This window comes from Acidovorax sp. SRB_24 (assembly GCF_012931925.1).
Window position 1 is genome coordinate 1 of sequence record NZ_MWOM01000094.1, and the last position, 12,173, is coordinate 12,173.

The window sequence follows — 12,173 nt, forward strand, 5'->3', positions numbered from 1 at the left end:
CCCGCGCCCGCCGCCGCATCGCCGCTGCTGCACCACCTCAACCCCGAGCAGCTCGCCGCCGTCACGCTGCCCGCCGGGCACGCGCTGATCCTGGCGGGCGCCGGCTCGGGCAAGACGCGCGTGCTCACCACGCGCATCGCCTGGCTGCTGCAAAACGGCCTGGCCACCCCCGGCAGCATCCTGGCCGTCACGTTCACCAACAAGGCCGCCAAGGAGATGGTGGCGCGGCTCTCGGCCATGCTGCCCGTCAGCGTGCGCGGCATGTGGATCGGCACCTTCCACGGCCTGTGCAACCGCTTGCTGCGCGCACACCACCAAGCGGCGGGTCTGCCGCAGGCGTTCCAGATCCTTGACACGCAGGACCAGCTCTCGGCCGTCAAGCGCCTGTGCAAGCAGCACAACGTGGACGACGAGCGCTTTCCGCCCAAGCAGGTGCAGTACTTCATCGCGGGCTGCAAGGAAGAGGGCATGCGCCCGGGCGATGTGCCGGTGGCCACGCACGACGTGGACGGGCGCAGGAAAGTGGAGCTCTACCAGCTCTACGAAGAGCAGTGCCAGCGCGAAGGCGTGGTCGACTTCGGCGAGCTGATGCTGCGCAGCTACGAGCTGCTGCGCGACAACGACCCGGTTCGCGCGCACTACCAGCGGCGCTTCCAGCACATCCTGGTCGACGAGTTCCAGGACACCAACAAGCTGCAGTACGCGTGGCTCAAGCAGCTCGCGGGCGACGAGGTGGACGGCCGCTTTGCGCCGCGCGGCAGCGTGATCGCCGTGGGCGACGACGACCAGAGCATCTATGCCTTCCGCGGTGCGCGCGTGGGCAACATGGCGGACTTCGTGCGCGAATTCGATGTGCAGCGCCAGATCAAGCTCGAGCAGAACTACCGCAGCTACAGCAACATCCTCGACGCCGCCAACCAGCTCATCAGCCACAACAGCGCGCGCCTGGGCAAGAACCTGCGCACCGACCAAGGCCCGGGCGAGCCGGTGCGCGTCTACGAGGCGCCCAGCGACCTGATGGAGGCGCGCTGGATGGTCGACGAGATCCGCCAGCTGGTCCGAAGCGACGGCTTTGCGCGCCAGGAAATCGCCGTGCTCTACCGCAGCAACGCGCAAAGCCGCATCATCGAGTCGACCCTGTTCAACGCCGCCGTGCCCTACCGCGTCTATGGCGGCCTGCGCTTTTTCGAGCGCGCCGAAATCAAGCACGCGCTGTCGTACCTGCGCCTGCTGGAGAACCCCCAGGACGACACCAGCTTCATGCGCGTGGTCAATTTTCCGCCGCGCGGCATTGGCGCGCGCAGCGTCGAGGTGCTGCAAGACGCCGCGCGCTCGGCCGGCTGCTCGCTGCACGACGCCGTGAGCGCCGTGCCCGGCAAGGCCGGCGCCAACCTGGGCGCCTTCGTCGCGCTGGTCGATGTGCTGCGCGAGCAGACGCAGGGCCTGACGCTGCGCGCCATCATCGAGCAGATGCTCGAGTCGTCGGGCCTGCTCACGCACTACCGCGCCGAAAAGGAAGGCGCTGACCGTATCGAGAACCTGGAGGAACTGGTCAACGCCGCCGAGAGCTTTGTCACGCAGGAGGGCTTTGGCCGCGACGCCGTGGCGCTGCCGCTCGACGAGCATGGTGCACCGCTGACGCAAAGCCCGGCCAGCCAGGGGCTGGACCCGGATGCGCCGCTGCTCGATGCGCCGTTGACGCCGGCCCTGCCCGGCATCGTCGACATCGACACCGGCGAAACGCTGTCGCCGCTGGCGGCGTTCCTGACGCACGCCGCGCTCGAGGCCGGCGACAACCAGGCCCAGGCCGGCCAGGACGCCGTGCAGCTGATGACGGTGCACGCGAGCAAGGGGCTCGAATTCGACGCCGTGTTCATCGGCGGCATGGAGGACGGCCTGTTCCCGCACGAGAACGCCATGAGCGACCGGGCGGGCCTCGAAGAAGAGCGCCGCCTGATGTACGTGGCGATCACCCGCGCCCGAAAGCGCCTGTACCTGAGCCACTCGCAAACGCGGCTGCTGCACGGGCAGACGCGCTACAACCTCAAGAGCCGCTTTTTTGACGAGCTGCCCGAGAGCGCGCTCAAGTGGATCACGCCCAAGCAGGCGGGCTTTGGCACGTTTACTCCTGATTCCATAGCTGGAGGCGCTTACCCATCGGGCGCTGGAGGCCGATATGGCTTCAAGTCAGAGACCTTTGCCAGCCCGCCCGTCCCGGCGCAGAAGGCCGCGCCATCGCACGGCCTGCGCGTGGGGCTGGCGGTGTTCCACACCAAGTTCGGCGAAGGCAAGGTGCTGGCGCTCGAGGGCACGGGCGACGACGCACGCGCGCAGGTCAGCTTTCCGCGCCATGGCACGAAGTGGCTGGCGCTGTCGGTGGCCAAGCTGGCGGTGGTCGAGTGACCTAGGCATCCTTTATGCCCAAACAAGACGATCCCGCAACGACATCCCGGCGCCTGCGCGGCGCGTCGCGCGGCGCCTCTGCGCGCCATCTCGTCAGCCCGGCGCAGTGGGCCGAGAGCGTGGCGCTCGGCGCGCCGCCCTCGCTGCGCATCTTCACCATTGCGGGGGTGCAGGCCGCGCTGGCCGTGCTGCTGGCGATCGTGGCAGTGCATTTCTCGCCCTGGCCGCAGATGGTGGGGTTCGCTTCGCTCGGCGGATTGGCGGCCCTGTTCGGGCGCTTTGCCACGGTGGAGCGGCGCATGCGCATCGTCGTGGTCTGTGCGCTGCTGCTGGCGCTGGGCGTGCTGGTGCCGTCGCTGGCCTCGTGGGGCGGCGCGCTGCCGTGGATGATGGTGTTGGTGCTGGCCCTTGTGGCCGGCGCGTCCACCGTCGCGGTGTCGTGGTGGAGCCTGGGCGGGCCCGGGGCGGTGATCATCGTGTTTGCGGCCGGCGCTGCATACAACCCGGTCGGCAGCGGCGCCGAGGTGCTGGCCCGGGCGCTGGCGACCCTGGCCGGCGGTGTGGTGGCGGTGTTGACCTGCCTGGTGACGGACCGCTGGCGCGCCCCGGAACTCAAGGCGCTGCGCTTGCCGCCTGCGCATGTGGCACCCTGGTCGCACCAGTGCATTGCCGCTGGGCGCATCACCGCGTGTGCCGCGTTGGCGGCCTGGATTGCCTTCATGGCCGGCTGGCACCACCCGGCCTGGGCGGCGATTGGCGCGGTGTCGGTGATGCAGGGCGGGCACCTGCACATCACCATGAACCGCGCACTGCAGCGCATGGCAGGCACCATCGTGGGTTCCTTCCTCGTCTGGGCCATGCTGGCGCAGCAGCCTGGGTTCTGGACCGTGGTGGCGGCGATCGTGGCGTTCCAGTTCCTGACCGAGGTGATCATTGGCTACAACTACGCGCTCGGCCAGATCACCATCACGCCCATGGCGCTGCTCATGACCTACCTGGCATCGCCGGCGGTGGCCCAGAGCATGCCGGTCGAGCGCGTGCTCGACACCATCCTGGGCGCGGCGCTGGGCATCGTGTTTGCCGTGGTCTTCTCGAGCGTGGACGACCGCGTGCACCTGCATGAGCACCGCAGCAAGGCGCGCTGAACTGGGCAGGCAGGCCGGATACTATTGAATTGATAGCTTCTCGCGCTTTCCCTGTCTGCGTTTAGGCCGTATTTCGCTCTCAGTTCGGGAGCCTCGGGCGCAGAACTGTTGCGCTGGGCTGTGCCCGCAGCGCCTGGCGCAACGCAAAAAGGCGGGGCACAAGCCCCGCCTTCCGGTGTGCAAGGGATGCCACGTGCATGCCCGCAGAGGGATCAGCCCAGTTTCATCTGCGTTGGCGTGCCGGTGAGGTAGCCGACAGCCGCGCCGAACTTGTCCTTGTAGTTGGCCTTGATCAGCGGATCCAGCGTGTCCTTGACCACGCTGTGGATGCCGCCCCAGTCGCCGGCATGCTGGAAGTTGCTCATGATGTAGGTCCAGCCGTTGATCTCGTCGACGGCGTGCAGGCCCGTGGATTCGCCGCCAGCGGGAATCGACATCACGCGCGAGAGCTGTTTGGTGTCGATGTTGTAGGCCCACAGGAAGTTGTTCACGTGCTGGCTGCTGTCTTCGCCGATGAACAGGGTGCGCATCTTTTCCGAGAACTTGAGGTTGTCGGGGTTGGCGATCTTGTTCGGGTTGGCGGTGTTGCCCAGTGCGTCGCCCTTGAGGGTCTTGCCATCGGCGTCCAGCAGATCCTCGCCGGCCAGCAGGGGCTTGGTGTCCACGGGCATCCATTCGCTGTTGATGGCAGTGCCACCGGTGTCCTTCTGGCCGCCCCGAAGGTTCAGCGCCATCACCACGCCAGCCACCAGCTGCTTGGGGACCGAGATGCCGTTGCCCGGTACGTTGGCGGCATGGCCGGCCACCATCGAGGCCTGCACGTTCTGCAGCGCCGAGTAGGCGATCTTGTCCTTGGCGTTGACGGTCGTGCCTTCCATCTTGGTGAAACCCATGCTGGCGCCGACATACGCAGCGTAGCGGTGGGTTTCTAGGAAGGCGGCGGCTTTTTCCATGCCGGGGTTGATCTTGATCCACTCGGTCTTGCCGTTGGCGACGATCCTGGTGTAGCCCGCGTCGTTCGGGTCTGCCTTCACCACGCTCATGATGTCGGCGGGCTTGAGCGTGTTGGCCAAGGCCTCGATCTCGGCGCTGGTGGCCGAGCCGAGCTTGATCCAGCTCAGCGCTGCGGCGCTGCCTGTGGTGGGGTCGATCGAAAAGCCCGCACCCACCTTGGCCGCATACAGCGTGCCCGAGGACAGCTCTTTTTCCTTGTCGGCGACGAACACGAAGTAGCCGCTGTTGGTGGCGTCATCGCCCATCAGTGCGGTGCGGTTGTCGGGCATGACCTGCACCAGCTCGTGCGAAATGCGGCCCATGCAGAAGTGCTTCCTGATGCTGGCCGTGCCGTCGGTATTGACGATCACTTCGGGCATGTGGCCGTAGTGGTAGGGGTTGGCCGTGGCGGCGTTGCCGTACAGGTTCTGGCTGAAGGCCTGCAGCTGGGCGTTGGCGGCATTGAAGGCGTCGGGCTCGTACTCTTCGCTCGACAAATGCGTGCCCCAGGGCGAGAGGCTCGCGCCGCAGGTGATCCACAGGCCGTGCACCTTGGAGGTGTCGACATTGTGGTACTTCACCAGCGTCAGCTTGCCGGTCTTGGGATCCTGGTCGAGCGTGAGCACGGCGATCGGCGAGGGCAGCTTGCCGTACATGTCGGTCTTGCCGTCCTGGGCCCAGGTGGCGTACTCGAACTGCACCACGGCAAATACCGCATTGCCCTTGACGCCGTCGACTTTAGCGCCCGGCACCGTCAGCAGCGAGGTGCCGTCGGGCGAGTCGGAGAAGTACTGGCGCTCCTTGCCGGGCACGGTGGCGTCGATGATCGGCAGGTTGCGGATGTCGTAGTAGCCGCCGGCCAGCGTCTTGCCGCCCTTGCCGTCGGCCACCATGTCGCCGGTCACGAAGAAGGGCTGGTAGGCCAGGTCGTACGACAGCACCGATTTGTCGCTCAGCGTCACCTTCAGCGCCGAGCCCACCGTGGTCGTGGCCATGGCCTTGGCGTCGATCAGCGTGGGGGCGGCCATCGCGGTGAAGGCGGCGGACATGTAGGTCGCGGCGGGGACATCGTCACTGCCGCCGCCGCAGGCGGCCAAAAGCGTGGCAGAGGCGCCAGCGCCCAGCGGCAGCAAAGGCACGCCGGCCAGGAATTGCAGGGCTTTGCGGCGGGTGGGCATCGTCGAGTGGGGCATTGTGGGTGTTTCCAGAAAAGGGAGGCAAAAGGCAGTCGGCGCGCCAAAAAGGCGCGCGGTCCGCCAAAGCTTGGAACAGGCGCAGTGCCTGTTTCCTGCCCGGATACTAGAAACGCAATGTGACAGCCATTTGAAAACAAGAAACCCGGCCAAGGCCGGGTTGCAGGGGAGCGCGCGGATCGGGCGTCAGGGCGTGGCTTGCGCCGGCGCTGCGGGGGGCTCGGGCGGCTCGAAGCAGTCGCGGAACGTGAAGACGATGGAGCTGAAGAACATCGCCGCCATGACCATTGCCAGGCCCACCATCAGGCCGCCAATGGCGCCGGGCGCCGACTCGGCGCTGAACACGCCCAGCATGGCCAGCAGGCCCGACACCAGGCTGATGAGCACGCCGCCGAGCGCGAACACCCCCAGCCAGCCCAGGCCATAGACCGTGAACGCGCCCATGTTGCGCAGGCAGGCCACGATGCTGAAAAACAGGCTCTTGACGGGCGGCACGCCGTGCCAGTGCACGAGGCCCGGCGCATGCCAGAACAGCAGCGACAGCGGCAGGTACAGCGCCATCGACACCCACATCGCGGTCTGGAATTCGGGGTTCTCTGCGATCTCGCGCGTCATGGGCTCGCCGCCCAGGTAGACCTGTGCAAACAGGCCGCCGTCGAACAGCGCCGAGAACCCCATCACCGCCAGGAAGCCGATCGCGTACAGCGCGCCGAGCACCAGCATGTGGCGCAGGCGCTGGCGCCCGGTGCGAAACGCCACCAGCAGCACGGCGGGCGTCGGAAAGCGCCCCTGCACGGCCTCGGCCGAGGCCACCATCATGGCCAGCGTGGCCGACGGCAGCAGGGCCAGCGCCAGCGCCGGCCCGATCAGCGGCACCAGCGTGGCCAGCGACATGGCGGCCATGGTCATGAAGAAGAGGGCGGCCATGGCCATGGGCTGGCGCCAGAACACGCGGATGCCGCTCTTGACCCAGGCGATGCCGGTGCGGGCGGGGACGATGTGGAGTTTCATGGTTTCCTGCAGGAGAGGGGCGCCGGCGGCTCAGGCCTGGGGCGGGTGCGCAACGCGCTGGCGCAGAACGCGCTCGAAGTGGCCGGGGTCGTGCGGCGTGAGCATGGATGCCTCGCGCGGCAGGTGGTAGTCCCACAGGCGCGAGATCCAGAAGCGCAGTGCCCCGGCGCGCAGCAGCGCCGGCAGCAGGCTGCGCTCGGCCGCCGTGAGGGGGCGCACGGCCTGGTAGGCGTGCAGCATGGCGTCAAAGCGCGCGGCGTCGTGCGCGCCGTCTTCCAGGTCGATGCACCAGTCGTTCAGGCACACGGCCAGGTCGAACAGGAAGGTGTCGACGCCGGCAAAGTAGAAGTCGAAGAAGCCAGTGAGCGTCTCGCCCTCGAACATCACGTTGTCGCGGAACAGGTCGGCGTGCACCGGCCCGCGCGGCAGCGCGGCATAGGCCGACGAGGCCGCGATGTGGTTCTGGTAGGCCAGTTCGGCGCGCAGCAGCGCCGCTTGCTCAGGGCTGGCGTGCGGCAGCACCACGGGCACGGTCTCGTTCCACCACGGCAGGCCGCGCAGGTTCGGCTGCTGGCGCTCGAAGCTGCGCCCCGCCAAGTGCATGCGTGCCAGCATGTCGCCCACGGCGGTGCAGTGCACCGCGCCGGGCGCGAGCTGGCTGTGGCCGCGCAGCCGGTTGACCACGGCGGCGGGCTTGCCGCACACGCTGTGCAGGATGCTGCCGTGCTTGTCGGGCTGCGGGTCGGGCACGGGAATGCCGGCGTGCGCCAGGTGCCGCATCAGGTGCAGGTAGAACGGCAGCTGCTCGGCCGTGAGGCGCTCGAACAGCGTGAGCACGAACTCGCCCTGCTCGCAGGTGACGAAATAGTTGGTGTTCTCTATGCCGCCTTCGATGCCGCGCAGCTTGTGCAGCTCGCCCAGTTGCAAACGGCGCAGCAACTCGCGCGCCTCTTTCAGGGAGACTTTGGTGAATACGGCCATCGCTCAGGACAAAACGGAAATAGGGCTAGAAGAGAGGACGCATACCCAGGGTGGCCGCGAAGCGGTGCGGGCGCCGCTGCACGCGGCGGCGGGATGCGCCAAATGGGGGGCGCGCGTCAGAACTTCTTGAGGTTCCACACGCGCGAACCGGTGTCGGTTTCTGCGCCATTGCGGGGGCGGTTGCGCACGCCATCCGACGGTTGGACCTCGTACTCGGGCATATTGCCCACCTTGGGCTGCACCTTGATGCTCTGGGTCTGGCCGCCAATGCGCAGCTCATCGACGCGGCTGCCCCCGTCTTCGACATGGATGCGCTCGGTGCGCTGGTTCAGGCGGTCGGATTTTTGCTCTTTGTTTGATAGCTGTTCACGCTCGCTGGCATTGGGCTCAGCAGGTTTTTGGCTGGTATTCTGGGCCAGGACAGGGCCGCTGGCCAGGGCCAGCAGCAAAAGGAGTGGTAGAGCGCGCATGGCGCGATTGTAGGTCGCGCGCGGCGGCGGGAACAGGGGCGGCGGTGGGCGCGGCCACCGCCTCGCCGTCCACCGCCTGCTGCACCGCCCGGTAGAACGCCTCGCGCGCTGCGCTGGCCACGGGGTCCCGCGCGCCGCCTGCCCAGTTGGCGTTGGAGGCGATGACGATCCTGCGCCGGGGATCGATGAAGATGCCCTGGCCGAAAATGCCGCGCGCCGCGAAGCTGCCGTCGTCATAGGTCCACCACTGGTAGCCGTAGCCGCGCCCGCTCTGGCCGATGGCGGTGCGCGCCGTGGTGGCCTCGCGCAGCCAGCTTTCGGGCACGACGCTGTGGCCGTTGGCGAGGGCGCCTTCCAGGATGAACTGCCCAAAGCGCGCGAAGTCCCGCGCCGCGGCCTGGATGCAGCAGCCGCTGATCTCCTGCCCGGTCTTGCTGAGCAGCCAGGTGGCCTGCTGCTCCATGCCGGCGGGGCCCCAGACCTTTTCCTGCAGGTACTGCGACAGGGGCTTGCCAGTGGCCTGGCCCACGAGGATGCCCACGAGGTTGGTCTCTCCCGTGCTGTAGAGCCAGCGCGTGCCCGCGGGCACGTCGCGTGGCAGACGGCGCATATAGCTCACGAGCGCATCCACGCCCGGCTCGGGCTGGTGGTTGTTGAACCGCGCCACGTCGGAGTTGGCGTCGCTGTAGTCCTCGTTCCAGCGGACGCCAGACGTCATGGTCAGCAGCTGGCGGATGCTCACGGCGTCGTAGGCCGAGCCCCGCATCTGCGGGATGTAGTCGCTGACCTTGTCGTCCATGCTGCGGATGTGGCCGTCGCGCAGGGCGGCGCCCACCAGCGTGGACGTCATGGACTTGGCCACCGAAAAGCTCGTCCAGCGCCCGCCACTGCCGAAGTCCAGACCGTAGCGCTCCAGGCGCAGCTTGCCGTCGTGCAGCACCAGCAACGCCGCGCTGCGCTGGCCGGCCAGGTAGGCATCGATGTCCAGCGCCAACGGCAGCGGCGGACCCGGCGGCAGCGGCCGGGGCGTGCCGCTGGCCGCGATGGCATGCGATCGGGCCAGGACGGGCAGCCGGTCGAGCGCGCGGAAGGCGGCGTCGCGCTGCGGCTGGCTCCAGAACAGCAGGTCGCGGTTCGTCGGCAGGGCCTTGAGCAGGCCGCGCGTCTCCGGGTCGAGGCCGAGCCAGCCGGCCGTGCCGATGGCGGCCAGGGCCAGCAGCGCCCCGAGGGCAATCTTCTGGATGGGCTTCAAGGCGGGACTCCTCAGGTGGCGGTGGAACACGGAGCCGCCATTGTGGGCCGAACCATAGCAATTGGATGGGCTCCGGGCCTGGCACACCGGGGCTTTCAGGGAAGGCTTGCGCGCCCGTTCGTGTGCACAATCGCCGCATGACCGACAAAAAAACCCTGGTGCTGGTCGACGGCTCCAGCTACCTCTACCGTGCCTACCACGCCATGCCCGATCTGCGCGCCGTGCCCGGCGACCCGCACAGCGCCGCCACGGGCGCCATCCGCGGCATGATCAACATGATGGGGGCGCTGCGCAAGGAGGTGCACGCCGACTATGCCGCCTGCATTTTCGACGCCTCCGGCCCCACGTTCCGCGACGACCTCTACCCCGACTACAAGGCCCAGCGCGCGCCCATGCCCGACGACCTGCGCGCGCAGATCCCGCCCATCCACGACGTGGTGCGCATGCTTGGCTGGACGGTGCTGGCCATCCCTGGCGTGGAGGCCGACGACGTGATCGGCACGCTGGCCGTCACGGCCGCGCGCCAGGGCATCCAGGTGGTCATCTCCAGCGGCGACAAGGACCTGAGCCAGCTGGTGGACGCGCACATCACCGTTATCGACACCATGAACGGCAAGAAGCGCGACGTGGCCGGCGTGACGGCCGAATTCGGCGTGCCGCCGTCGCAGATGGTCGAGTTCCAGATGCTGGTGGGCGATGCCGTGGACAACGTGCCCGGCGTGCCCAAGGTGGGGCCCAAGACGGCGGCCAAGTGGCTCAATGAATACGGCTCGCTCGATGCGCTGCTGGCGCGCGCCCATGAGATCAAGGGCGTGGCCGGCGAGAACCTGCGCGGCGCGCTGGGCTGGCTGCCCACGGCGCGCCAGCTCGTCACCATCAAGACCGACTGCGACCTCGACGGCCATGTGCCCGGCCTGCCGGCGATCGACGCCATCGCTGTCGGCGCAGAGCAGAAGGACGCTTTGCGCGGCTTTTATGAACAGTACGGCTTCAAGGGCCTGGCGCGCGCGCTCGGCCCGGCCGATGCCGCCAATGGCAGCGCCGCCGCCGCGCCTCCGGTGGGCAAGAAAAAAGACGATGGCGGCACCGCCGACCTGTTCGCCGACCCGGCCGCCACGGCGATTGCCGAGGCCGCGCAGCACCGCGACGTGGCCTACGACACGGTGCTGACCCGGGAGGCTTTCGACCGCTGGCTGGCCCGCGCCCAGGCGGCCGACCTGGTGGCCATCGACACCGAGACCACCTCGCTCGACGAGATGCGCGCCCAGATCGTCGGCATCTCGCTGAGCGTGCAGCCGAACGAGGCCGCCTACATTCCGCTCGCGCATTCCGGCCCCGACGCGCCCGAGCAGCTGCCGCTCGCCGACGTGCTGGCCAAGCTCCAGCCCTGGCTCGAAGACGCCAGCCGCGCCAAGCTGGGCCAGCACGTCAAGTACGACCGCCATGTGTTCGCCAACCACGGCATCGACGTGCGCGGCTACGCACACGACACCATGCTGCAAAGCTACGTGCTCGAAGTGCACAAGCCGCACGGCCTGGCCAGCCTGGCCCAGCGCCACACCGGGCGCAGCGGGCTGAGCTACGAGGACCTGTGCGGCAAGGGCGCGCACCAGATCCCGTTTGCGCAGGTGGCGGTGGACAAGGCCGCCGCCTATTCGTGCGAGGACTCGGACCAGACGCTCGACGTGCACCGCGTGCTGTGGCCGCAGCTGCAGGCCGACGAGAAGCTGCGCGGCATCTACGAGCTGGAGATGGCCAGCAGCGAGGCGCTGTTCCGCATCGAACGCAACGGCGTGCTGATCGACGCGGCCACGCTGGCCGCGCAAAGCCACGAGCTCGGCCAGCGCATCGTGCAGCTCGAAGCCGAGGCCTACGAGATTGCCGGCCAGCCGTTCAACCTGTCGAGTCCCAAGCAACTGGGCGAGATCTTTTTCGACAAGCTGGGCATGCCGGTGGTCAAGAAGACCGCCACCGGCGCGCGCAGCACCGACGAGGAAGTGCTCGAAAAGCTCGCGCTCGACTTTCCGCTGCCGGCCAAGCTGCTCGAGCACCGCAGCCTGTGCAAGCTCAAGGGCACCTACACCGACAAGCTGGCGCAGCTCGCCCACCCGCGCACCGGCCGCGTGCACACGCACTACGCCCAGGCCGTGGCGGTGACCGGGCGCCTGTCGAGCAACGAGCCGAACCTGCAGAACATCCCCATCCGCACGCCCGAGGGCCGGCGCATCCGCGCCGCGTTCGTGGCGCCGCCGGGCCGCGTGATCGCCAGCGCCGACTACTCGCAGGTCGAGCTGCGCATCATGGCGCACCTGAGCGGCGACGAGGCGCTGCTGCACGCCTTCCGCGAAGGCCTGGACGTCCACCGCGCGACCGCCGCCGAGGTGTTCGGCGTCGCGCTCGACGAGGTGTCGAGCGAGCAGCGCCGCTATGCCAAGGTCATCAACTTCGGCCTGATCTACGGCATGAGCAGCTTTGGCCTGGCCAAGAACCTCGGCATCGAGACCAAGGCCGCGGCCGCCTACATAGACCGTTACTTCCAGCGCTACCCCGGCGTCAAGCGCTACATGGACGAGACCAAGGCCCAGGCCAAGGCGCAGGGCTATGTCGAGACGGTGCTGGGCCGGCGCCTGTACCTGCCCGAGATCAACTCGCCCAACGGCCCGCGCCGCAGCGGCGCCGAGCGCGCGGCCATCAACGCGCCCATGCAGGGCACGGCCGCCGACCT

The 12,173-nt window shown here is 68.3% G+C and carries 8 protein-coding genes; 3 read left to right on the plus strand and 5 right to left on the minus strand.

Going from position 1 to position 12,173, the window contains the following annotated elements:
• Together B2J89_RS19620 and B2J89_RS19625 are read left to right on the plus strand one after the other, a co-directional pair.
• Positions 1 to 2,403: UvrD-helicase domain-containing protein (locus tag B2J89_RS19620; protein ID WP_169170572.1), on the plus strand; the 2,403-nt coding region annotated here is incomplete at its 5' end.
• A 14-nt stretch (positions 2,404 to 2,417) separates the two neighbouring features.
• Positions 2,418 to 3,548 (plus strand): FUSC family protein, encoded by a 1,131-nt coding sequence (locus B2J89_RS19625; RefSeq protein WP_169170580.1) that lies wholly within the window; start codon positions 2,418 to 2,420, stop codon positions 3,546 to 3,548.
• A gap of 212 nt (positions 3,549 to 3,760) precedes the next feature.
• On the opposite strand, the gene B2J89_RS19630 is transcribed toward B2J89_RS19625, so the two are convergent.
• The 5 genes from B2J89_RS19630 to B2J89_RS19650 form a co-directional block, all read right to left on the minus strand.
• Positions 3,761 to 5,734: a PhoX family phosphatase gene (locus B2J89_RS19630; protein WP_169170581.1), complete on the minus strand. Its 1,974-nt coding sequence runs from the start codon at positions 5,732 to 5,734 to the stop codon at positions 3,761 to 3,763.
• Between the two features lie 186 nt (positions 5,735 to 5,920).
• Complete coding sequence (locus B2J89_RS19635; RefSeq protein ID WP_169170582.1) at positions 5,921 to 6,745, minus strand: BPSS1780 family membrane protein; 825 nt, start codon at positions 6,743 to 6,745, stop codon at positions 5,921 to 5,923.
• A gap of 30 nt (positions 6,746 to 6,775) precedes the next feature.
• The gene (locus B2J89_RS19640; RefSeq protein WP_169170576.1) at positions 6,776 to 7,726 is read right to left on the minus strand and encodes a homoserine kinase; all 951 of its coding nucleotides are present in this window, start codon (positions 7,724 to 7,726) and stop codon (positions 6,776 to 6,778) included.
• Between the two features lie 116 nt (positions 7,727 to 7,842).
• A complete protein-coding gene (locus B2J89_RS19645; protein WP_169170577.1) occupies positions 7,843 to 8,196 on the minus strand; it encodes a hypothetical protein in 354 nt (117 codons plus the stop codon).
• Positions 8,114 to 9,448: a serine hydrolase gene (locus B2J89_RS19650; protein WP_205763909.1), complete on the minus strand. Its 1,335-nt coding sequence runs from the start codon at positions 9,446 to 9,448 to the stop codon at positions 8,114 to 8,116. The genes B2J89_RS19645 and B2J89_RS19650 overlap by 83 nt, the downstream gene beginning before the upstream one ends.
• A 137-nt stretch (positions 9,449 to 9,585) precedes the next feature.
• Here B2J89_RS19650 and polA point away from each other — a divergent pair.
• On the plus strand, positions 9,586 to 12,173 hold a 2,588-nt coding region (gene polA / locus B2J89_RS19655), incomplete at its 3' end, for a DNA polymerase I (RefSeq protein WP_169170579.1).

Coding starts and splice junctions, on each gene's coding strand:
- B2J89_RS19635 (WP_169170582.1), bottom strand. CDS start 6,745: ATGAAACTCCACATCGTCCCCGCCCGCACCGGCATCGCCTGGGTCAAG.
- B2J89_RS19625 (WP_169170580.1), top strand. CDS start 2,418: ATGCCCAAACAAGACGATCCCGCAACGACATCCCGGCGCCTGCGCGGC.
- B2J89_RS19645 (WP_169170577.1), bottom strand. CDS start 8,196: ATGCGCGCTCTACCACTCCTTTTGCTGCTGGCCCTGGCCAGCGGCCCT.
- B2J89_RS19630 (WP_169170581.1), bottom strand. CDS start 5,734: ATGCCCCACTCGACGATGCCCACCCGCCGCAAAGCCCTGCAATTCCTG.
- B2J89_RS19640 (WP_169170576.1), bottom strand. CDS start 7,726: ATGGCCGTATTCACCAAAGTCTCCCTGAAAGAGGCGCGCGAGTTGCTG.